Source organism: Brevibacterium sp. LAARM3_SD1, from assembly GCF_057364765.1.
Genome location: NZ_JBNFOL010000002.1, coordinates 122343 through 144350, shown reverse-complemented (window position 1 = coordinate 144350; position 22008 = coordinate 122343). Strand labels below are relative to the sequence as shown.

At 63.8% G+C, this 22008-nt stretch carries 17 protein-coding genes; 9 read left to right on the top strand and 8 right to left on the bottom strand.

Annotation, left to right across the window (positions count from 1 at the left end; all coding sequences use genetic code 11):
* Positions 1-10: 10 nt before the first annotated feature.
* Positions 11-1111 (bottom strand): YceI family protein, encoded by a 1101-nt coding sequence (locus AC2W7L_RS01695; RefSeq protein WP_486002985.1) that lies wholly within the window; start codon positions 1109-1111, stop codon positions 11-13.
* Positions 1112-1321: 210 nt separating this feature from the next.
* Between AC2W7L_RS01695 and AC2W7L_RS01690 the strand changes: the two genes are divergently transcribed.
* Positions 1322-2338, top strand: a complete 1017-nt coding sequence (locus AC2W7L_RS01690) for an Lrp/AsnC family transcriptional regulator (protein WP_486002984.1) — start codon at positions 1322-1324, stop codon at positions 2336-2338.
* Between the two features lie 23 nt (positions 2339-2361).
* Here AC2W7L_RS01690 and AC2W7L_RS01685 read toward each other — a convergent pair whose 3' ends face one another.
* Entirely contained in the window at positions 2362-3969 is a 1608-nt protein-coding gene (locus tag AC2W7L_RS01685; protein ID WP_486002983.1) for an AbgT family transporter, read from the bottom strand.
* Positions 3970-4200: 231 nt separating this feature from the next.
* Here AC2W7L_RS01685 and AC2W7L_RS01680 point away from each other — a divergent pair, with 231 nt between their 5' ends.
* The gene (locus AC2W7L_RS01680) at positions 4201-5628 is read left to right on the top strand and encodes an amidase (protein WP_486002982.1); all 1428 of its coding nucleotides are present in this window, start codon (positions 4201-4203) and stop codon (positions 5626-5628) included.
* Between the two features lie 400 nt (positions 5629-6028).
* Here the strand turns inward: AC2W7L_RS01680 and AC2W7L_RS01675 are convergent, their stop codons facing one another.
* The 4 genes from AC2W7L_RS01675 to AC2W7L_RS01660 all read right to left on the bottom strand — a co-directional run bounded on the left by AC2W7L_RS01675 (position 6029) and on the right by AC2W7L_RS01660 (position 10233).
* Entirely contained in the window at positions 6029-6436 is a 408-nt protein-coding gene (locus tag AC2W7L_RS01675; RefSeq protein WP_486002981.1) for an LCP family glycopolymer transferase, read from the bottom strand.
* Between the two features lie 630 nt (positions 6437-7066).
* The gene (locus AC2W7L_RS01670) at positions 7067-7561 is read right to left on the bottom strand and encodes a hypothetical protein (RefSeq protein ID WP_486002980.1); all 495 of its coding nucleotides are present in this window, start codon (positions 7559-7561) and stop codon (positions 7067-7069) included.
* Positions 7562-7794: 233 nt separating this feature from the next.
* Positions 7795-8856, bottom strand: coding sequence for a YceI family protein (locus AC2W7L_RS01665; RefSeq protein WP_486002979.1), 1062 nt, complete (start codon positions 8854-8856; stop codon positions 7795-7797).
* A 183-nt stretch (positions 8857-9039) separates the two neighbouring features.
* Positions 9040-10233, bottom strand: a complete 1194-nt coding sequence (locus tag AC2W7L_RS01660) for a YbfB/YjiJ family MFS transporter (protein ID WP_486002978.1) — start codon at positions 10231-10233, stop codon at positions 9040-9042.
* A gap of 388 nt (positions 10234-10621) precedes the next feature.
* Here AC2W7L_RS01660 and AC2W7L_RS01655 point away from each other — a divergent pair, with 388 nt between their 5' ends.
* A complete protein-coding gene (locus AC2W7L_RS01655; protein ID WP_486002977.1) occupies positions 10622-12070 on the top strand; it encodes a hypothetical protein in 1449 nt (482 codons plus the stop codon).
* 119 nt (positions 12071-12189) lie between these two features.
* Here the strand turns inward: AC2W7L_RS01655 and AC2W7L_RS01650 are convergent, their stop codons facing one another.
* Together AC2W7L_RS01650 and chcB1 are read right to left on the bottom strand one after the other, a co-directional pair.
* Positions 12190-13587, bottom strand: coding sequence for a DUF2971 domain-containing protein (locus tag AC2W7L_RS01650; RefSeq protein ID WP_486002976.1), 1398 nt, complete (start codon positions 13585-13587; stop codon positions 12190-12192).
* A gap of 553 nt (positions 13588-14140) precedes the next feature.
* Positions 14141-14929 carry a trans-4-hydroxycyclohexanecarboxylate dehydrogenase gene (gene chcB1, locus AC2W7L_RS01645; RefSeq protein ID WP_486002975.1) on the bottom strand — a complete coding sequence of 263 codons (789 nt, stop codon included), beginning with the start codon at positions 14927-14929 and terminating at the stop codon, positions 14141-14143.
* Between the two features lie 121 nt (positions 14930-15050).
* Here chcB1 and AC2W7L_RS01640 point away from each other — a divergent pair, with 121 nt between their 5' ends.
* The 6 genes from AC2W7L_RS01640 (at position 15051) to chcB2 (ending at position 21996) form a co-directional block, all read left to right on the top strand.
* Positions 15051-15836, top strand: a complete 786-nt coding sequence (locus AC2W7L_RS01640; protein ID WP_486002974.1) for an IclR family transcriptional regulator — start codon at positions 15051-15053, stop codon at positions 15834-15836.
* A 186-nt stretch (positions 15837-16022) separates the two neighbouring features.
* Positions 16023-17717: a 4-oxocyclohexanecarboxylate 2-dehydrogenase gene (chcC1, locus tag AC2W7L_RS01635; RefSeq protein WP_486002973.1), complete on the top strand. Its 1695-nt coding sequence runs from the start codon at positions 16023-16025 to the stop codon at positions 17715-17717.
* On the top strand, positions 17714-18004 hold the full coding sequence (locus tag AC2W7L_RS01630; protein WP_486002972.1) for a Dabb family protein: 291 nt from the start codon (positions 17714-17716) through the stop codon (positions 18002-18004). The genes chcC1 and AC2W7L_RS01630 overlap by 4 nt, the downstream gene beginning before the upstream one ends.
* Positions 18005-18023: 19 nt before the next feature.
* A complete protein-coding gene (locus AC2W7L_RS01625) occupies positions 18024-19406 on the top strand; it encodes an MFS transporter (protein ID WP_486002971.1) in 1383 nt (460 codons plus the stop codon).
* 35 nt (positions 19407-19441) lie between these two features.
* Complete coding sequence (gene chcC2 / locus AC2W7L_RS01620; protein WP_486002970.1) at positions 19442-21211, top strand: 4-oxocyclohex-2-ene-1-carboxylate 5-dehydrogenase; 1770 nt, start codon at positions 19442-19444, stop codon at positions 21209-21211.
* Positions 21208-21996: a cis-4-hydroxycyclohexanecarboxylate dehydrogenase gene (gene chcB2, locus AC2W7L_RS01615; RefSeq protein ID WP_486002969.1), complete on the top strand. Its 789-nt coding sequence runs from the start codon at positions 21208-21210 to the stop codon at positions 21994-21996. Before chcC2 ends, chcB2 begins: the two co-directional genes overlap by 4 nt.
* The last annotated feature ends 12 nt before the right edge of the window (positions 21997-22008 follow it).

Genomic DNA, 22008 nt, shown 5'->3' with positions numbered 1-22008 from the left:
CTCTGTCAGGTCACACGGTAATGGTCCCAATAATAGCCGCGGGTGAGATCGGATCATGTACCGATCTCACCCGCGGTGAGGACTGCTGTGCTGGGCCGCTGAAGTCAGCGGACGTGCGCTGGGCTCGGCGGAGGCCGAAGAGCTTCCCGAACGTGCTTCCGGACGACTGGTCGCCCGGCTGCTTGGTCTCTGGTGCCTTCTCGGCCGGCTTGTCAGCGTGAGTTTCGGCCGGCTTGACCGGTGGCGGGGGGAGGGAACTCCGTGCGGCCGGTTCTGCATTCGGGGGCACCGACGCCGCGTTCTCCGGCGACTTCGGAGCGGGAGGGGCAGTCTCGTCTGCTACCGGCGTCGGGGTCACCGACTCCGGAGATTTGGGCGCCTCGGGCGCTGGCGGAGCGGTTTCCGGAGCAGGGGCTGATTCCGGAGCATCGGTCACAGGCGCGGCAGCCTGCGGGACTGCGGTGTCGGCCTCGCGAACCGGGGCCGCGTCGGTGACGGGTTCCGGTGCCTCGGTGGAGGCCTCATTCTCACCTGTGGTCTCGGACGAATCGGCGGGGGCCGCCTCGTCGAGATTCTTGATGAGGGAGAGCTCGAACTCGAGCGTGATCTTGTCGCTGACGAGCACGCCGCCGGAATCGAGCTTCGTATTCCAGGTCACCCCCCAGTCCTTGCGGTCGATGCGACGCGAGCCCTCGAGGCCGGCGCGCAGGTTGCCGAACGGGTCGGTGTCCACACCGATGAGCTCGAGCAGGACGGAGACGGTCTTCGTCATGTCACGGATCGTCAGACCACCGGTGACGATGTAGGAGCCCTCGTCGACCTCGTCGATGGCGGAGGAGGCGAAGCGGATCTCCGGGTAGGCGTCGGCGTCGAAGAAGTCTGCCGAGCGCAGGTGCTCGTCGCGGCCCTCGCTGCGGGTGTCGACGCTCGCGGTCTGAATGATGACCTCGGCATTCGAGTCGGCGAGGTCCTCGGCGATGTCGGCGGAACCGGACACATCGTTGAACGCTCCGCGCACACGCGAGACCATGGCGTGGCGTGTGGAGAATCCCAGTCGAGAATGTGAGGGGTCGATGTCCCAATGACCTGTGATCCCAGGAGTTTCTGTCATGGGGGCAGCTCCTTCGGTTCCTCCGCGCTCCTGTAGGGGAGGCTGTCATGGTGTGGCTGGCTGCGGTGATCGCACCGGTTCGGGTTCGGGGCGATCGCTCCGATCAGTGTGACCGCTACAACAGCAATGGCCTAGGTAGTGTTACTTGCGCGGGCGCCTATATGCCACCTCGGCGCGGTCAGTCATCGATCACAACCGTAGAATCGCGTCATGGCACAACGACTGGGCGAACGGGACGACGGCTCCGGGGGCGGCAGACTCCCGACCTTGGACAGGCGGATCATCTCCGCCCTGCAGGTCCGCCCCCGCGCCACCTGGGCGATGATCGCCGACGCCATCGGCGAACCCGCTCGCTCGGTCACGCGACGCGGCACGGATCTCATCGCAGCCGGAACCATCAGGGTCGTCGGCGTCAACGGGCCCACCCGGACCGCGCTCGCCTTCGGACGTCCGGTCATCAACACCACGCGCACGGTCCTGCGGTCCCTCGCCGGTCGACCCGACTGCGTCTTCGCCTACGCCCTGACCGGTCAGTGGCCGGTGCTCGCGGAGCTGCGCGTCGACGACGAAAGCCTCGAGAGGCTCCTCCTCGACGAGCTGCCCGCCACCCCGGGCCTCGCGGACCTGCAAGTCCACCGGGCCAGTCGGGTTCTGCGCTCCGTGCGCGAATGGATTCCCGACATCCTCACCCCCGATGAGCAGGCGAGACTCGGCCACACGGCCGGGCGCACCGGGTTCCCCGTCGTCAGCGTCGACCCCGACATCTCAGCGCAGGACCGAGAGCTGCTGCGCCTGCTCGTGGCCGACGGCAGAACGCCGACGGCCGAGCTCGCCGCGCGCACCCGCCTATCAGAGAACACGGTGCGCAGGCGCCTGGCATGGCTCGAGGACAACCACTACTCCCGGCTGCGCGTCGTCGTCGAACCGGACGCCCTCGGCTTCTCCCAGGAGGCGATCGTGCGCCTCGACTGCGTGCCGGGCAGCTCCGCCCAGGCCATCGACAGCCTGCTGCGGGGCAGTGCGGTGAGGTACCTCGTGGCGCTCGGCAGCGACGACACGCTGCTCGCCCACGTCGTCGGCCGCAGCGTCGACGAGATCCATGCCCTCATCTCCTCCCCGGAATGGACCACCGGCGTGCGTGCTCTCGAGTCCGCCCACCTCGTGGCGGCGGCCAAACGCAGCGGGCACCTGCGCGATACGGACCGGAGGGGCCGCAGCCTCTACTGAGTCGTGCGCAGGTGCCCGGGTTGTCAGCGGATGCCGACTCCCGGTCCGATCGGCAGGCCGAGAAGGTACCAGACGATGAAGAGGGCGATCCACACGGCGAGCATCACCAAGGCCAGGGGGATCGTGAAGGACATGAACGTGCCGATGCCCGCATCCTTCCGATACCGCTGCATCATGCCCAGAGCGAGCACGAAGTACCCGCTCATCGGGGTGACCGCGTTCGTGCACGAATCGGCGATGCGGAAGACGAGCTGCGTGGTCTCCGGCGGGATGTCGATGTACATGAGCATGGGCACGAGCACAGGAGCGAGGATCGACCACATCGCCGACCCCGAGGTGACGATGAGGTTGAGGCCCGAGACGAGGACGATGATCGCGAGCAGGATGACCAGCGGAGGCATCCCCGATCCGCGCAGCACATCGGCGCCACCGACGGCGAGGACCGAACCGATGCCCGTCCACTTGAAGTAGGCGAGGAACTGGGAGATCGCGAAGAAGAGGACGAGCACCGGTGCCAGGGTTCCCATGCCGCCGGCCATGGCGTCCGGGACCGCCCGCAGGTTCGGGATGGTGCCGGTGATGCGGCCGTGGACGACGCCGATGAGCATAAACGCGAACCCGATGATCACGGCGATGTTCGCGAGTATCACCGAGTCGACGATGCCGCCGTCCTCACCGCGGAACGGTGAGTTCGCCGGTGCGAGGACGGCGACGATGACGAGGGCGAGGACGAGCAGCGTCGCCGAGGCGGCCAGCAGTCCCTTCTTCTCCACCGCGGTGAGGTCGAGGCGGGCGTCCTCCTCGACCGTGGCCGGATCGACGTCCGCATCGAGGCCCGGACGCTTGGCGAGCACGAGTTCGACGACGAGGGTCACGGTGATCGCGAGGATCACCGAGGACGCGATCGCCCAGAAGTAGTTCGCCAGCGGTGTCACGACATACTCGGCGTCGACGATCTGCGCAGCCGCGGTCGTCAGCGAGGAGATGATCGCATCGGACGGGGTGACCAGGGGAGAGGCGTTGTAGCCGGCGGAGATCGAGGCGTAGGCCACGACGATGCCGAGGACCGGGGACCGGCCGACCGCCTTGAACGCGAGAGCGGCCAAGGGGAGGAGGACGATGAACGAGGCATCGAACATGACGTGGGAGATCATCGCCGTGAACGCGACCGCGAAGGTCACCCAGCGGGCGGGCAGGCGCACGATCGTCAGCCGCAGCAGAGCATCGAGGACACCGCTGCGTTCGGCCACGGCCACACCGATGATGACGCTGACGACGACGGGCAGGGGAGCGAACCCGGCGAAGTTCTCCATCGCCGTATCCACCGCCATGACGGCGCCCTCGACGGAGAGCAGGCTCTTGACGGCGACGGTCTCGTCGGATCCCGGCAGGGCCACCTCGACGCCGGCCGCGGCGAGGATCGCACTGATCACGCCGAGGACGGCCGCGAGGATCCAGAACAGCCAGAACGGGTGGGGCAGCAGGTTGCCCACCCGCTCGACCGCCTCGAGGCTGCGGAAGACCAGCCCCATCCGCGGCTGGTCGGTTCTGTAGGGAGCGACGGATTCCGGCGCCGAGGCGGTGATCGCCTCGCCCGAAGCGTGCGGATCCGACGGTGAGGGTGCGGGCATCGTGTCTCCTCGTGTGTGCGGTCACGGCGCTCACGGTCCGGTTCGCAGGCCGTGAGACTTGGGTCACATTATGTGTGTTTCCCCGGCCGCAGTGGGCCTGCACGGCGCGGATGCGTGATTCGGCCACATCCGTGACCGATTTCGCCGAAGTTCCGTCCGGTGTACTGCGAATGGGGCGGAGGGACGCAGACTTATCACAAGCGACGCGAACCCGCACAGGAAGGGCCTGCCATGACCGCATACGCCGATCTCGACCTCACCGAACTCACGACCGCGATCCGCACGGGGCAGCTGTCGCCGTCCGAAGCCCTCGAGGAGCACCTCGGGCGCATCGACGCCGTCAACCCGGCGATCAATGCGGTCGTGACACGGGTCGACGAGGCCGCGAGAGAACGCGCCGCGGCCGCCGACGCACAGGTCGTCGCCGCCCAGGCCGAGGGGCGTGAGCTGCCCCCGCTCTTCGGGGTGCCGCTCACCCACAAGGACAGCATTCCCACCGCGGGCATCCGCACGACCTTCGGCTCTCCGCTGTTCAAGGACAATGTGCCCACCGCCAGCGCCGTCCTCATCGACCGGCTGCAGGCGGCGGGCGTGAACTCGACCGGCAAGACCAACGTCCCGGAGTTCGCCGCCGGTTCCCACACCTTCAACCCGCTCTTCGGGACCACGCGCAACCCCTATGATCCGGCCACCTCGGCGGGCGGCAGCAGCGGCGGTGCGGCCGCGGCGATCGCGGCGGGCATCCAGCCGGTCGGCGACGGCTCCGACACCGGCGGATCCCTGCGCACTCCCGGGTCCTTCTGCAACCTCATCGGGTACCGGCCCTCACACGGGCGGATCCCCGTGGTCTCCGCGCTCAATCCGTGGACGTGGATGTCACGTCAGGGGTTCCTCGCCCGCACCGTCGCCGATATCCGCCTGCTCATGCGCGCGGTCGCCGGCCCGCATCCCGCCGTGCCGGGATCCCTGCCGGTCGATGACAGCTATGACGAGCCGGCCGCCTCGGCGTTGGAGAACCTCGCCGGGGTGCGGGTGGGGTGGAGCACCGACCTGGGGCTCGGCCTGCCCGTCGAGTCTCGGGTGCTCGACGTCATCGCCGGGCATCCGCAGACGTTCGCCGACCTCGGGGCCGTCGTCGAGGACGCGGTGCCGGACCTCAGCGACGCCGAGGAGGTCTTCCAGACCGCTAGGGCCTTCGACTTCGCCACCGCCTATGCGGACCTCATCGACGCCCACCGGGGTGAGATCAAGGACGCGATGGTGTGGAACGTCGACAAGGGCACCGCGCTGACCTTCACCGACTTCAGGTCCGCGAACGCCGCGCGGGCGCGGCTCCAGGCGTCGCTGCGGGACTTCTTCGCCACCCACGACGTGCTCATCACCCCGGCGGTGCAGGTTGCACCGTTCGACGCGGATCTCGAGTTCCCCACCGAGGTGGCCGGAGTGCCCACCCCGAACTACCTCGATTGGATGCGGGCGGCGACGACGATCTCCGCCACGGGGTTGCCGTGCCTGTCCGTGCCGGCCGGATTCACGCCGGAGGGACTGCCGGTGGGTCTGCAGCTGGTCACCGAGGCCGGCCGCGATGCGCTCCTGCTGCATGTTGCCGAAGTCTTCGCTCAGGCGACCGGGTACGCGCGAGAACGCGCGGTGATCTGAGGGAGGTGCTGGGGCAGCCCTCTCTATTGACGGCGAGCAGACCCAGAGACTCAGTATCCCAGCGACACGAGGTATCGGAAGAAGTCTGCGAGTCGTTGCTGGCCAAAGTCTTCTTGAGCGCTGGCACTGCCTCAGGGCCGAAGTCGATGATGACAGTGCCGTCGTCCTCGCGACGTGAGTTCGTGGGTACGGTGACCACCGCGATGTCGTCCGTCTGCAGGGTGCGGAGATTGTTGGCGATCTTGACGAGTTCACCCGTGGTCAGCTCCGCGTTGTGTTGAATGCCGGACGCGAAATGTCCGAGCACGGCTGCGCCCTTGTTCGGGTCCTTGACCAACCCACCCGACTTGAGAGTTTGGACGAGCGCACGCACGACCGCACGCTGGTTGCGGGTCCGCGTCTAGCCGGCATCATCGACCGGGCCCGCCGCAGTGAAGATGGCCGATGTTGTTCCGTCGAGGTTGTTCGTCCCCTCGGCGAAATCAGTACCACCGGCGCTGAACGCTGCGCGGCTGTAGACCTGCAGGCCGCCGAGTGCGTCGATCACGCGACCGAGCGCGTCTGCTTCCAGCTGCGCGATGTGATCGATGCGGATGCCGAGGAACTCCTCGGCCATCGCCACGACGACCGGCCAGCCGCCCTCGTCGGCGATGGTGCCGAACGTCTGACCTGCCTCGACCTGAGTGGAGGGATTGAAAACAAGAGCTGCGGCGAAGTCGCCGGCGGCGGGAGCGTGGATGACAGCGAAAGTGCCACCTTGGCTCGTCGATTGCGGAGCCGCCTCGACGGGGATTCCGGGATTCGTCACCCGAAGCATCAGGGTACGGGAATCATCGGCCGGCGGGCGGATGTCTGCGGGTGGGAAGGCAGCCTCGGCGGGGATGGTCTTCGACGCGTCATGAACTCAGCGCGGGCGGAGTTGAGGTCTTTGAGAGAACCGATGGCGGAAACCATCTTCGTCAGCTTGGCCATGGCAGTCCTACTCCCTCTGTCAGGTCATTTGGTGCTGGTCTCAATAGTGGCCGCAGGTGGGATCGGTACGCGTATCGATCCCACCCGCGGGATACGCAGAGCGGGAGGAGCTTTCAGCGCTCTCCACCGTGCCAACTGCAGGTTCCTTGGCCGGACGAATTGGAAACGGTGCCATCGTTGCACTGAGTTGGTCCGCCTGAGTTTCCTTCATACTCGTTATACGGACCCGGGTATGGGTAGTTGGGGTCGGAACTGCCGTACTCGGGTGCTTCGTCCTCGAACGCGTCTGAACTGTCATACGGGTCGGGAGCGTCTGGCGCCGTTGGATCTGACTCGTCGGACTCCGGCGGTGTATCGAAATCGTACCGAGTGATGAACAGCTGATTGTCGTAGTAGTCCGAGAAGTCCGCAGCCGACAAATTGGTGGGTCCGATGGCATTGACCGTTTCCAGAAAGGCCAAAGAGATCAGTTGAGCTTCGGATCCGTACCTTTCGAAGTTCGTGCCGTAATCATCGGCACGCACCAGTACGAACCGATCACCAAAAAGACGAAGGACTCGAGCAGAAGGTTCGATCGCGGATCGTCGGCGAGGATCTCGGCGGATTCCGGACCATAGACGCGGGTGCTGCCCGCTTCAGAATAGGAGTCACATTCCTTCTCTGCGAGCGACAGCCACTCATCAGGTTCCACGTCGATTCCATAGCGAAAGGCGAGCACTTCGCCGTAGTAGATGAGCTGCTCGTCCTCCGTCGAGTATGGGTCCAGATCCTCAGACACCGCCTCGGGCGCTGGTTCGTCAACGGCTGCCGGATTGACCTCCTCGATGGGGTCAGCGGAGGATCCGGTCGAGTCGCCGGTCTGCGGTGGCTTCTCGACTGTAGAGCAACCCGAAAGAGCGACGAGGGCAAAAACTAACACCAGCGCGACAAAGGAGCGTCTTATATTCACTTGCCACAGCAAGGACCTCAACAGAGGTGAGCGATGCTTCACGGGACCCCGATTCGACTCTGACCGAAGCAGACGACTTATCGTAACTGGTTACTCGTGAGCGAGAATGCCTCTGGCCGGGGTGGAGGGCAACGGTTATCAATTCGTTGGAATGTGAGTGACTGCGTTGCCGGTAGTGCGCTCATTCAACACATAAAACAACTCGACCGAGCAGCTAACAGCTACTCGGTCGAGTTCATTTGGTTTCAGCGGAGGCCGAAGATCTTTCCGAACGCGCTTCCGGATGACTGGCCGTCCGACTTCTTGGTCTCGGGAGCCTTGTCCGGTGGCTTGTCAGCGGAAGGTTCGGCGGGCTTGACCGGCGGCGGGGGAGGGAACTCCGAGCCGGCGGACTCTGCCTTCGGGGCCACTGATGCTGCGCTCTCCGGGGCCTTCGGCGCGGGAGGAGCCGTCTCGGTCTCGTCGGCTGCCGGGGTCGGGGTCACCGACTCGGGAGCTTCGGGGACCGGCTGAGGGGCTTCCGGTGCGGGAGCCGACTCGGCGGCTTCTGGCTTCGGAGCGTCCGGAGCCTCAGGTGCTTCCGGTGTCTCCTGGACCGGGGCGTCAGCGGAGTTCTCCGGGGCATTGGTCACGGGCGCTGTGGTCTGCGGGGCTGCGGAGCCAGCTTCGGGGGCGGAGGTCGCCTCGGTGACGGGTATCGGCGTCTCGGTGGAGGCCTCGTTCTCAACCGCAGTTTCGGACGAATCGGCGGGGGCCTCCTCGGCGACTTTCTTGATCAGGGAGAGCTCGAACTCGAGCGTGATCTTGTCGCTGACGAGCACGCCGCCGGAATCGAGCTTCGTATTCCAGGTGACGCCCCAGTCCTTGCGGTCGATGCGGCGCGAGCCCTCGAGGCCGGCGCGCAGCTCGCCGTAGGGATCGGTCTCGAGGCCGATGAGCTCGAGCAGGACGGAGACGGTCTTCGTCATGTCACGAATCGTCAGACCACCGGTGACGATGTAGGAGCCCTCGTCGACCTCATCGATAGCGGAGGAGACGAAACGGATCTCCGGGTAGGCGTCGGCGTCGAAGAAGTCTGCCGAGCGCAGGTGCTCGTCGCGGCCCTCGCTGCGGGTGTCGACGCTCGCGGTCTGAATGATGACCTCGGCATTCGAGTCGGCGAGATCCTCGGCGATGTCGGCGGAACCGGACACATCGTTGAACGCTCCGCGCACACGCGACACCATGGCGTGGCGTGTGGAGAATCCCAATCGAGAATGTGAGGGATCGATGTCCCAATGACCTGTGATCCCAGGAGTTTCTGTCATGGGGGCAGCTCCTTCGGTTCCTCCGCGCTCCTGTAGGGGAGGCTGTCGTAGTCGGTGTGCTTGTTCGCAGATCAGGTGATCGTTGAATCAACAATCGCCTACGTAGTCTTACACGGGCGGTCGGGTGTGTGCCACCTCGGTGCGGGCTGGTGAGGCGATGGCGGCGTCCTGCGGTGGGTCGCATCACCGGTCGACGTTGCCGGCGAGGACTCCGACCAAGGTCAGCGCCATGGCGATGGCCAACGCGATCGCCGAGGCGATGAAGGCGGCGGCGATGTGCTCGCTCAGAGCCGCTGCGACGATGGCAGGGCCGACGATCTGCCCGATGCTGTACCAGGACGTCAGCTTCGCCGAGGCGTTCGCGACGCCCATCTGCGTGCCGACGCCGATCGTCATCATGACCACTCCGATGAAGGTGAAGCCGAAGAGGGCGGCGGCGATGATCAGCACGATCGGCGTGGAGCCGAAAACCGCGAGCAGCCCGCCGAAGACCTGCAGGCAGTAGCAGAGAGTCAGAGCCTTGACTGTGCCGATGCGCGCGGCGACCGCTGACCACGTCAGGGGAGACACCGCTGTCGCGATCCCGGCGATGAGCCACGTCGAGGCGGCAGCGGTCGCTCCGAAGACGGGACCGGCGAGCACGACGAGGTAGGTGCCGATGATGATGTAACCGCCCCCTTGGAAGAAGTAGCCTGTGGAGAGGATGGCCATGGCTCGGCGGCGATTGGCCTCGAACGGGGTCGAAGCGTCGGCGGGGGAGTGGTCGGTGGTGGTCTCGGTCGGTTCGGCCGCCTCGGCGGGGGTGGTGTGCGGTCGGATTCGGGCCGGGATCGGCCATGTCCAGGCGATGATGGAGAAGACCGCGGACACGGCCGCGCAGATGAGCCACAGCTGGCGCCAATCGGCGAAGCTGCCGGCGACCAACACGATGGCTCCGGAGACGAGGATGCCGAAGCCGACTCCGCCGTAGGAGATGCCGCCGTCGCGGGGCTTCAGGGAGTTCGCGGGAATGCGCTGGGTCACGCACACGAAGATGAGCCCCGAGGCGATTCCGGCGATGGTGCGGATGCCGCCCTGCCAGATGAGGTTCGGGGTCAGCGCGACCGCGGCGAGGCCCACGGTGGAGACGATGAGGCTGAGACGGTAGACGAAGCGGTTGGGCTCGACCCAGCCTTGGGCGATGACGAGTGTGCCGATGAAGTAGCCGACGTAGTTCAGCGTCGCGATCCATGCGCCGGGAGCGGAACTCCAGTGGAGGGCCGCGACCATGAGCGGCAGGGCCGGGGTATAGAAGAACCGTCCGATGCCCATCGCCACCGAGAGGCCGAGCGCCCCGCGAATGGGGGTGAGGGAGGGTCTGGCGCTGCTTTCGGGCATGGCGATTCCTCTTCTCGGGTGGGCTCAGGTGGCGTGATCTCCAGCACTACGATGCCATGGCCGCGGGTCGGGTGCCTCGGCGGGTGGGGATTCGGACTGCGGGGTTTGTCGTGGTGGTGTGTGGTGAGGGTCTTGGTTTTGGTCTCGGCGGGAGGCGTCTCGAATGGGACTGTGGAAGTTGTTGATTCTGTGGGGACAGGGCAGAGTTATTGGAGTGAACCTCAGAAGGAGTATCCAGGGCAGTGTCATGGCGCTCGCCCTCGTTCTGTCGGGGTGCTCGTTGTTCGATCCGGACGGCTCATCGCCGACGCCGGACCCGAGCCCCACTCCGACGGAATTCGAGCAGGCGAATGTCGATAGCGCCTCTGGTGACCCTGCATCTGTCACGGTGACCGCCGACCAGACCGGGCCCGCCTTCAGGTCCGACAATATCGGGGTCTCGTTCGAGGCTACCGACCTGGCCGATCCCCGGCTCGACCCGGCGAAGTCCAACCTCGACGAGCAGCTGAAAGCGCTCGGGTCTCCGGCACTGCGGTTCGCCGGAAATGCCCTCGACCGGAGGACGTTCTGGACGTCGGAGGGTGAAGCGCCGAAGCACGGCGAGAAGACCATCATCACTCCCGATGACCTCAAGCGGCTGAAGAAGCTCGTCGATGCCACTGGCTCGACCGTCACCCTCGGCGTTCCCCTTGGTACGTACGATCCGGCTCGCGGAGCCGACATGGCCGCGCATGCGGTCGACATCCTCGGCGATTCTCTGATCGGTTTGGGGATCGGCAATGAACCGAACGGCTATACAGTCGACGATGTTCCCGGTGGGGCAGTCCGGGAAGACGGCTGGAACGAAGACAAGTACGTCAAGCAGCTTGAGGCGTACGCGAAGGCGATCCATGCGAAGCGCCCCGATGCGCCGATCATCGGCCCGGACGTCTACGACGGGGCGTGGATGACGGCCTTCCTGGATTCTGGCGCCAAGCGCAAGACCGCGCTCTCACAGCACTGGTATCAGCTCTACGAATGCGATTCGACTCAGGTTCCGGGACGCGGGCCGCAGGCGGCGAACCTCATCGACCCCTTGGCGAAGGAGGCGGCGAAGAAGAACCTCGGCATCGGGAAGTCCAAGGCTGACGATGCCGGTCTGCCGCTGTGGTTGGAGGAGACTGGTCCGACGAGCTGCCCGGGGACGAATGACACTTCGCTGACGAACGCCTCGGCGCTGTGGGCGGCTGATTACACGCTGTATGCGGCCACGCTCGGCGTCGAGCGGATGGCCATGCACTCGATGCTCGGAGCTTGCAACGGGGGAGCGCCGATGTCGCTCATCTGCGATCCGGCCGATCACGGGGACCGGTCGAACGAGTTTCAGGTGAGGCCGAACATGCTCGGGCTGCGGCTGCTCGTGCCCAGTGTCGGTGGGCAGTTCACCAAGACTTCGGTCTCTGGGGGTGGGAACATGAGCGCCTACACGGTGGTCAAGAACGACGGGCGCACCCTCGTGACGACGGTGATCAACGCGAACGATGCAGCCTCGGTGGGTGGGAATTCGGTGACGATGGCGATGCCTTCTGGGTTCAGCGTTTCGTCTGCGTCTCAGGTCTATGGGGAGTCGAACGATGTGAAGAACTCGACGCAGGTGGTGCCGGCGAATCCGTTGCCGGCTGATGTGCCGTTTAGTGGGGATGGGGCTACCGCTTCGGCGTCGGGCGGGGCTAGTCCGTCGGGTGGGGCTTCGGCGTCGAGCTCGCCACAGGTCACGGGCGGCGTGGGTGACGACGGAAGACTGCGGATCGACCTTGTCGGGAGCTCGGTGACGGTTTTTGTGATGCGCAGGGAGTGAGTGGTGTAGTACCGCTCAGGCATCAGCATGGAGGTTGTTCCCAATAGGTAAGAGGCGCGCCAACTGCCTAGGAACAGGAAGTTGGAACGATAAAAGAAGAAGACCTGCTGATTCCCCGTCTATCCATTGAAAGGCATTGATGACTGGCTCACATCATCGGCTGCTTTTGTGTATCCCCGCTGCTTTAAAAGCCCTTGAATCGTGCGGGTTATGGTAGAAGGGTTTGTGGGTGAACACCGCACCCCTGTGATGGGCAGGAGTGCGTCTGACTGCTCATCTCCCACGGCCTTCACGTGAAGCACTGGCACAAACCCGCGTTGGGTGATCTCGTAGCGAACAAGATCTATCGGTAACCAGTTAGTCGTAATCCAGCGGACTTCACGTTCATCGGAAAATGCAGAGTGCTTCATTGTTGACGCGATTACGATAAGGTGCTTCCGAAGTTCTTCTACTACAAGGTCCTCGTCGTCGCGAGTTGCGGAATCTATATCTTCAAGAGCGCTTGTAATGAACTTATCAGCTAATGAATTCTTTCTGCGATCGCTATACTCTACTTTATACCAGTCGGCTATAGCTGGTAAGTCGGAGTCTGCATTCTCCGTCTCTTGGTCAATAATTATCCCACCGGGGCTCAATCCACGTCCAGGCTGCAGTCCGATAGCAAATCCGTCGTTCTTTGAATAGTTTCTCCAGAGTGTCAGGCTGTCGGGTTGGGCAGAAGCTGAAATATAGTAAATTTCATGAATTGCCTCGTCGATATAAGTTCTATCGAGAACTCGATTTAGAATTTTCTCGTGTCTTTTTTGGTGAAGAACCTGGCGGTCAATTGCGCGCTTTGCGGCATATTCAATTAGTTCGATTCCATGCGTGAGTTCGCTGGAATCGTTTAAGTGCTTAGGGTTTGAGGCCCATAGGTGGTGCTGGATAAGTATTTTATTTAAAGCGTAAGCGTTGGTGTAATGCCAAACTCGTTTATTACTTCGATACTTTGGCCCTTTTTCTCCGGTGATCAATTGTTGTGTCGCGGAGGTTGCTGCGGGGGTGTTCAGCTTGTCGGCAATCCGTTGAATTAGTCTAAGGTTCGGCAGGATTGATGCCTGTGGGGCTGCGGCAGGTGCAGATAGCCCTAATCCACTGAATTTGACTGGATCTAATCCTGCAGTTATTCCCTGGAGTTGTTTTCCGAGAATGGACTGAACGTAGTCACTGAAGAAGTTTGTGTTGATTCCGAGATCTATATCTCTTGGTCGGATTGCTGAGATGCCGGTTTGTGCGATTGCTCGTCTGGAAATGTCTTGAATCTGAGCATTCAGTAATCCAGATGAGATATTCGCAGTCTGCGAGAGGAGCTTCCCGAGATTCTTATTCGCGCTAGCCGCGCGAGCCCAGTTTGTATGTTTGCTGGCGGCCTTGCGGAATGCCTCAGTGTTTGTCTTTACGATATCTTCAAGGCGGTTATTTTCTGCGTCGTCGTCAGGAGGACCTGAGGCCTCATCATGTGGATCAGAGTCTGTCATGAATATAGTATCTCAGATTGTGTGGGTACCGTCGGATTGCCTAGAGATCACGGGCGCCAAGGCCGACGAAGAATGGCTGGTTTGCCAACGGTTCTCGGATATAGCTGCATTCAGGTTGATCTCAGGGTTGATGCCGTCGTTGGCTGGGTAAAAGGAATCCTGAAATCAACAGGGGTCGAGGAATGAGAAGATGGAACGTAGTGTTGCTTCGGCACCTGTTAGTCAGATTACTTCGTGGGACTGTTGCTGACTTTTCAAAGCAGTGACTTTGCGCTGCTATCATTGCCTCTCGCCGCTCGACGACCTACGGGGAAGTCTGCTTCCCAAGTAACGCCTTAGTTCCTGCCGTAGCGTTCTCGCCTGCGAAGAACTTCGCCGAGAGTCCGATCAGAGCAGCCTTCCGATCATCCAAGTTTGCGAGCACTCGCTGGTTAATGACCTCCTTCGATGCCGCGGGAGTGGCGTTGCGCAGTTCTGCCAGGATGTTTTCGGCGGCGTCATCGCCACTTCCCTCCGCCGCGGAGAGGCGAAGCGATCCAGTAATCGGCGCTGTTCAAGCGTCAGCGCGCAGATTGTTCCCGGCGGTCTCGCCGCCGTCGATGGCGATTGCCGCTCCGTTGACGAACCGGGACTCATCGCTGGCCAGATAGAGGACGAGGCTGCTGATCTCCTCGACCTCGGCGGCGCGTCCGGCAGGCACCTGCCCCAGTCCTCGCTTGAGCCCCGCGGTCAGAGGAGTGCTCACCGACCCCGGGTGGATCGAATTCACTCGGATTCCAAATTCGCCCAAGTCCAGGGCGGACGTCTTCGTAAGACCTTGGACGCCCCACTTCGCTGCGGCATAGGCGGCTCGGTGCTTGAACCCGACGAGGCCGGCGATGGACGAGATGTTGATGATCGACGCCGTGGACTGCTTCTTCAGTTCGGCAGCGGCGACTTTCATCCCGTAGAACGTGCCGGTGAGATCGATATCGATCGTCCGGTGCCAGTCGTCGACCTCGGCATCGAGCACCGAGCCCGGTGTATAGATGCCCGCGTTGTTGACGAGCACATCGAGGCGGCCGAACGTTTTCACGCAGGTCTCGATCGCGTGCTGCCACGACTCGAGATCAGTGACATCAAGTCGGACGCTGGCAGCGGTCGTGCGACTTTCGACCTCGTTGATCTCGTTGGCGAGCGACTCGGCGGCTGCCTCCTGCAGGTCACCTATGACGACTTGGGCGCCTTCGGACGCGAGTGCCCGGGCATGAGAAGCGCCCATGCCCTGGGCGGCTCCGGAGATGAAGACGACTTTGCCGGAAACGCGTCCGGCCGGAGAAGTTGTGTTCTGTGATTCAGCCATGGCCACAGGCTAGATACGGTGCGACTCGGATTCATGAGAGTGTTCCGTTCAACGGATCACGAAACGGATCGTAAGCGCCTGTCGGGTTCAATTAATCTTGGCTCAACCAATGGAGGTGCCAGTGGCGAACTCGTCGTCGGGAGAATCGGTCATCCATCGCGCCGTGCGGATACTCTCCGTGTTCGGCCCGAGAGCGCAGAGCCGGGGCCTGCGTGAGATAGCGCGCGAAGCCGATCTGCCGGTGAGCACGGTCCACAGAATCCTCAATGAACTCGAAGTCGAGGGTCTTGTCAGCCGCGACCAATCCGGTCGCTGGGCGCACGGCAACCGACTCTGGGAAATCGCTTCTCGAGGCGCCGAGGCCTCTGACCTCCGCAAGGCGGCGTTGCCGCCGATGGAAGACGTCGTCCAAGCGCTCCAGGTGCACATCTCACTGTCGGTGCTCGACGGAACCGACGCGCTCTATGTCGAACGACTCGCCCCAGACGAATTCGTCGTCAATATCACCGAGGTGGCCGGCCGTCTTCCCGCCCACGCCTGTTCCGCCGGGCTGATGCTCACCGCATTCGGACCCGCAGAACAGCAGGAGCTCATGCTCCGTCGTCGGCTCGACAAACTCACCGAAAATACCATCACCGATCCCCACGAGCTGCGCTCACTCTTCGCCCGCATCCGCCAACAGGGCTATGCGGCCATGGAAGGCATCATCGTTCCCGAATCCAGCGGCATCTCCGTGCCGGTCTATGGCCGCGGGGGAGAGGTCATTGCCGCACTGACAGTTATTCGCCACCGCGGGCAGGAAGACCTCAACGTGATCGTCCCACAGCTGCAATTCGCGTCCCGGGCGACCAGCCGACGCCTCGGGGTCGTCCTGGACTCACACCGGGTCCGCCGACTGATGGGCTGAACTCTCCGGCCGCCTCGGCGCCTGGATCGGGGCACGGCCTCCACCGTGTTCGAACGGAGTTGTCACGGCCGACGCCGTACCGATGAATCGAACACCCCGCTCCGTTCAACGGAACAACCTCTGCTGTGGCTCGCCGATGTCGACAAATCTGTCCCCAGACCCACATCAGAGAGGAGTGGAGACACAATGCGACTACTCAACGCAGATACCGCGCATCATCCACACACCCACGACTACGACGTCGTCGTCGTAGGTTCCGGAGCCAGCTCACTGACCGCAGCGGCAACGGCCGCCGACGAAGGACTCGAGGTCCTCGTCCTCGAGAAATCGAACCTCCTCGGCGGAACATCGGCCGTCTCCGGCGGAATGCTGTGGATCGTCGCCAACGACTATGCACGGGAAGCCGGAATCACCGATTCCATCAGCGCAGGCCGCACCTACACCGAGGCGGTCGCCCGTGGACGCGGACGCTCAGAGCTGCTCGACGCCGCACTCAACCACGGCGTCGATATGCTCCGCTTCGCCGAAACCGAACTAGGCCTGGAATTCCTGTTCCTCGAGGATTTCCCCGACTACCGGCAGGACCTCCCCGGCGCGGCCACCGGCGGGCGCACCATCGAACCGGGACTCTTCAACGCCCGCGACAACCTCGGCGAACTGTTCGACCACATCCGCACCGACGGCCGTCTGCCGTTCAGCATGCAGGAATACGAACGGTGGGGAGCCTTCACCCGCTTCCCCTGGGACGAACTCGAACAGCGCCGCGAACAGGGATTCGCAGCCAAGGGCCACGCGCTCGTCTCCATGCTCGTGACCGCCTGCGCTCGCCGCGGAGTCACCTTTGCCGTCGACGCCAGAGTCGATCGACTGACCACCGAAGGTGATCGCGTGACCGGTGTCATCCTCGATGACGGAACCGGATTTACCGCGGGATCGGGTGTGATGCTGGGAACCGGCGGATTCGAATGGGACAAAGGCCTTGCCGATTCGCTGCTGGCATCCCGCCTTTACACCCAGTGCTCACCGCCGACCAACACCGGTGACGGGTTGAAGATGGCCCAGCGCATCGGCGCCACCGTCCGCGGAACCCGCGAAGCCTGGTGGGCGCCGATGTCAGTGACCGGTGCCCTGCGCGACGGCGAACCCGTGGGCACGCTGCTGCGGTTCGAGCGGCAGGGACCGGGATCGATCATGATCAACCGGCACGGCAAGCGCTTTGCCAACGAATCCCAGAACTACAACGACCTGGCCCGCGTCCTCCAGTCGTGGGATTCCGCCGGCAACCAGACTCTCAACACCCCCGCCTCCGTCGTCTTCGACCAGTCCTACCTCGACCGGTACGGAGTGCTCGACCACCGATCCGGCGACCCGCTGCCCGACTATCTCACCGTTGCCGACACCCTGTCCGGCCTCGCCGAGGCGATCGACGTGCCGGCAGAGAACCTCGAGTCCACAGTCACCCGATTCAACGGACTGGCCGAACGAGGCGTCGACGAGGACTTCGGGCGCGGCGAATCCGCCTACGACCGCTACTGGGGTGACGACGACAACGCATGGCCGAACCCGTCGCTGGCACCGCTCGAACGCGGCCCGTACTACGCGATGCCCGTCGTCAACGGAGCCTTCGGCACCTGCGGAGGCCTCGCCACCGACGGGAACGGTCGGGTGCTCGACCCCGATCACGCACCGATCCCGGGTCTCTTCGCCGCCGGCAACGTCACCGAATCACCGTATGCCGCCGGATACCCGGGCGCCGGAGCCACACTGGGACCGCTCATGACCATGGCCTACCTGGCAGGGCGGACGATGGCCGGTCAGGATGCCGCCTACCGCGCTCCAGCCGACCAAACCCCGAACCTCGCCGAGGCGGTCGCCGGATGATCCGCCATATCGTCATGTTCCGCTGGAAGCCGAGCTTCACCGACGAGATCCGGGAGCAATGGGTCGCTGGTCTCGAACGACTGCCCGACGAGGTCCCGGGCCTCATCTCCCTGACCCACGGTCTCGATGTACTGCACACCGCGAAGTCATGGGATCACGTGATCATTGCCGATTTCGCTACCAAGGAAGACATCGACGTCTACAACTCCCATCCAGCTCATGAAGCCATCAAGCCGCTCTCGCTGCCCAACGTCGAGCAGCTGGCCTACGTGGACTTCGAGCTCTGATGCCGAAAGGCGATACCTCATGACCAAGTCCCTCTCACACGATGCCCACGCCGAAGTGGAAGTGCGCAAGACCCCAGGCAAGGCGGCGTTGGCTGCCTTCATGGGATCGACCATGGAATACTACGATTTCTTCATCTACGGGACCGCAGCCGCGCTGGTCTTTCCCAAGCTGTTCTTCCCCACGGAGGATCCGGCTCTGGGTACTGTGGCTGCGTTCGCCACGTTCGGTGTCGCGTATGTGGCCCGCCCGCTCGGCGGTCTCGTCCTCGGGCACTTCGGCGACCGCCTCGGACGCCGCAATGTTCTCCTCATCGTCCTGCTCATCATGGGGCTGGCCTCACTGGGAGTGGGACTGCTGCCGACCTACGGGACAGTGGGCATCATCGCTCCCATCCTCCTCGTCGTCTGCCGATTGGCGCAGGGCTTCTCCGCCGGAGCGGAGTCCTCCGGCGCCTCATCCCTGACCATCGAACACTCGCCCGAAGGCCGCCGCGGCTTCTTCACCTCCTTCGTCATGAACGGCTACGCCGCCGGCATGGTGCTCTCCACCGTCGTGTTCATCCCGGTCACGGCACTGCCCGAAGAAGCGATGATGACGTGGGGCTGGAGGGTTCCGTTCTGGCTCTCGGCTGTCGTCCTCGTCATCGCGTTCTGGATCCGCCGTCGCCTCGACGAGACTCCCGAATTCGAAGCGAAGCAGGAAGAGGGTGCGGTCAAGAAGCTCCCGGCCAAGGACGTGCTGCGCTACCAGGGACTCGACGTTCTGCGGGTTGTGGGAATGTCGATCTTCATGGTGATGCAGACGCTCTTCACCGTCTTCGGTCTCTCATACGCGACGACCACAGGACACTTCGAGCAGGCACAGATCCTCACGATCAACGCCGTCTCCATCGGACTCTCGATGCTCGTCATGCCTCTCGCCGGAGCGCTGAGTGACCGATGGGGACGCCGCCCTCTGCTGATCGCATCCATCATCGGCACTGCGGTGACCTTCTTCCTCTACTTCATGGCGCTGAGTTCGGGCAGCGTCTGGCTCGTCGCCCTCGCCTCGTTCGCGTTCATGACGATCATGTACTCGACCTTCAACGGCATCTGGACCTCGTACTTCGGGGAGCTCTTCGCCACCCCCGTCCGCTACTCCGGCATGGCCATGGGCAACCAACTCGGGCTCGTCGTCGCCGGATTCGGCCCCTCGATCGCCGGAATGATGATGGGTGACGGCGTGCACGGGTGGGTTCCTGTGGCCGTCTTCGGTGCGATCTGCTCGGCGATCGCCCTCGTCGCGTGCATCAGCGCCAGGGAAACGGCGCACGTTCCGATCGACCGCCTCGGCGAACCCTACCTGCGCGCAACCGGCGAATGGGACGACCGTCCCGTGCCTGCTCCGGCCGCAACCCTCTGATCCGTCACAAGCAACACAGAAGGAGAACTCACTCCATGACTTCCACCTCCCACCCCGACCTCACCGACGGTGCCGATGCGATCTGCGACGTCCTCGTCGTCGGCTCCGGAGCCTCGGGCCTGGCCACCGCGATCACCGCGGCCCACCAGGGTCTCAATGTCATCGTCGCCGAACAGGCACCGCACTTCGGCGGGACCACCGCGATCTCGGCGGGATGGGCCTGGGTGCCCGGCAACCCCAAGGGAGCGGAACGCACCGAGGACACCCGCGAAGAAGCCGAAATCTACTTGCGCGCATTGGCGCCGGACACCTTCGACTCGTCACGGGTTTCCGACTTCCTCGACACCGTGCCTGAGGCGATCACGTTCTTCGAGGACAACACCGAGGTCAACTTCGTCTACCCGGAAAAGGCTCCTGACTATCAGATGGATCTTCCCGGCGCTCGCATCGGAGGTCGCGCCATCCTCCCCGACGATGCGGACGTGCGGATGCTGGGGGACAGGCGCAAGGAGCTGCAGCCGTATCTGTCGTCCTATACGGTGTTCGGCTACATGCCCCAGGTGGGGCCGGATCTCAACGAGTTCTTCCACGCGAATCAGTCGGTGAAGTCGTTCACCTATGTCGCCCGCAAGCTGCTGAAGACGTGGGCTGACAAGGCCGTGTCCCAGCAGCCGCTGAAGCGGACGAACGGTTCGGCGCTGATCACCCGGATGGTCGCTTCGGCGCTCAAGCTCGGGGTGCGGATCTGGACCTTGACCCCGGTCGATCGTCTCATCCAGGACGAGAACGGCGAGGTGATCGGTGCGGAGCTGTCGGGCAAGAATGCGGGCACTGTACGCGCTCGCCTCGGTGTAGTGCTCGCCGGAGGCGGATTCACCGGCAACGAGGCGCTGCGGACGAAGTACTTCCCCCATGACCCGAATGGTGACAACCACTTCACCCCGACGCAGGGACACAATGGGACGTCGGCGGAAATGGCCATCAGTGCCGGGGGCTACATCAACAACGATGTCTTCACTCCGGGTTCGTGGGCTCCGGTGACGGTGTTCAAGCACCTCGACGGGCGGCAGAGGCTGTTCCCGCACCTGCGGCAGATCGGCCTTCCGGGCATGATCACTGTCGACTCCGAGGGCAAACGGTTCGGCAATGAAGCGCTGAGCTACCACGACTTCGGCCGAGCCATGCTCGACCACGAGAAGGGCGCTCGCCGCACCGAAGCCTGGGTCATCGCCGACGAGAAATGCATGCACAAGTACGGGATCGGCTATGCCAAACCCTGGCCGATCCCGCGCAAGTACTTCTACGACACTGGATACCTCATCCGCGGTGGAAGCCTCGAGGAGCTGGCAGGGAAACTCGGAGTGCCTGCCGAGAACCTGCGGAGCACGGTGGAGAGTTTCAACGAAGGGGCTCGGGTCGGCGAGGATCCGGAATTCGGGCGCGGGTCGACGGCCTACAACCATTTCCGGGGCGACCCCGAGCACAAGCCGAATCCCAATCTGGCGCCGCTGGATAAGGCTCCCTACTATGCAGCGAAGGTGCAGATGGGTGACCTGGGATCCTTTGCAGGGTTGCAGACGGACGGGCATTCGGGCGTCGTCCGCGAAGACGGAACGACGATTCCAGGACTGTACTCCGTGGGCGCCTCGGCGGTGTCGGCTTTCGGCGGGGGCTACCCCGGCTACGGATCCCATATCGGGCCTGCGCTGGTCTTCGGCTACAGGATGGGCCGCGACATTGCCGATCTCGCAGCCGAGAACGGCGGTCGGAGTGCCACCGAACGTGCTGAACAGGTCCGGTCGTGACCGAAGCGGTGCTGGCGACGGAGGTCGTCCCGGAGAGCACGCGGCCGTTTGAAGGGCGCACCGCCGTCGTCACCGGGGCCGCCTCGGGGATCGGCGCGGCGATCGCGGAGATGCTCGCTCGCCGAGACGCGAAGGTGATGATCGGTGACATCTCCGAGCAGGCTCATCAACGTGCGGATGACCTGGCAGCGGACGGCCTGCAGGTTGCCGCGATTCCGACTGATGCCTCGAGTGAGGAGGATGTTGAGGCGCTCATGGACCACGCGTCGACAACCTTCGGCGGGCTCGACATCCTCGTGGCGAATGCGGGGATCGCGGAGCCGAAGGCACCGATCGATGACCTCGACGTGGCGCGGTGGCGGAAGATCATCGACATCAATCTCACGGGGACGGCGTTGTGCTTCAAGCATGCTCTTCGGCATATGCGGTCGGCCGGTTCCGGATCGATCGTGGCCGTGTCCTCGATCCTGGGGCTGGTCGGACAGACTCAGTCGACATCGTATTCTGCGTCGAAGGCGGCGATCGTCAACTTGGTCCGTTCGACCGGGTTGACCTATGCGCGCGATGGAATCCGGGTCAATGCTGTGGCTCCGGGGTACGTCGACACTCCTCTGGTCGCGGGACTCGATGAGTCGGTGCGGGGCCAGATGGTTAAGCGCATGCCCAACGGTCGTCTCGGCACACCCGGTGAGATCGCTGAGGTGGTGTGCTTCCTCGCCTCGGACGCAGCCTCATTCGTCAACGCCGCCACGTGGTCTGTCGACGGGGGATACGTCGCTCAGTGAATGGGCGGGGTC

Coding starts and splice junctions, on each gene's coding strand:
- AC2W7L_RS01630 (WP_486002972.1), top strand. CDS start 17,714: ATGATCCGCCATATCGTCATGTTCCGCTGGAAGCCGAGCTTCACCGAC.
- chcC2 (WP_486002970.1), top strand. CDS start 19,442: ATGACTTCCACCTCCCACCCCGACCTCACCGACGGTGCCGATGCGATC.
- AC2W7L_RS01660 (WP_486002978.1), bottom strand. CDS start 10,233: ATGCCCGAAAGCAGCGCCAGACCCTCCCTCACCCCCATTCGCGGGGCG.
- AC2W7L_RS01680 (WP_486002982.1), top strand. CDS start 4,201: ATGACCGCATACGCCGATCTCGACCTCACCGAACTCACGACCGCGATC.
- AC2W7L_RS01695 (WP_486002985.1), bottom strand. CDS start 1,111: ATGACAGAAACTCCTGGGATCACAGGTCATTGGGACATCGACCCCTCA.
- AC2W7L_RS01625 (WP_486002971.1), top strand. CDS start 18,024: ATGACCAAGTCCCTCTCACACGATGCCCACGCCGAAGTGGAAGTGCGC.
- AC2W7L_RS01650 (WP_486002976.1), bottom strand. CDS start 13,587: ATGACAGACTCTGATCCACATGATGAGGCCTCAGGTCCTCCTGACGAC.
- AC2W7L_RS01685 (WP_486002983.1), bottom strand. CDS start 3,969: ATGCCCGCACCCTCACCGTCGGATCCGCACGCTTCGGGCGAGGCGATC.
- chcB1 (WP_486002975.1), bottom strand. CDS start 14,929: ATGGCTGAATCACAGAACACAACTTCTCCGGCCGGACGCGTTTCCGGC.
- chcC1 (WP_486002973.1), top strand. CDS start 16,023: ATGCGACTACTCAACGCAGATACCGCGCATCATCCACACACCCACGAC.
- AC2W7L_RS01690 (WP_486002984.1), top strand. CDS start 1,322: ATGGCACAACGACTGGGCGAACGGGACGACGGCTCCGGGGGCGGCAGA.
- AC2W7L_RS01665 (WP_486002979.1), bottom strand. CDS start 8,856: ATGACAGAAACTCCTGGGATCACAGGTCATTGGGACATCGATCCCTCA.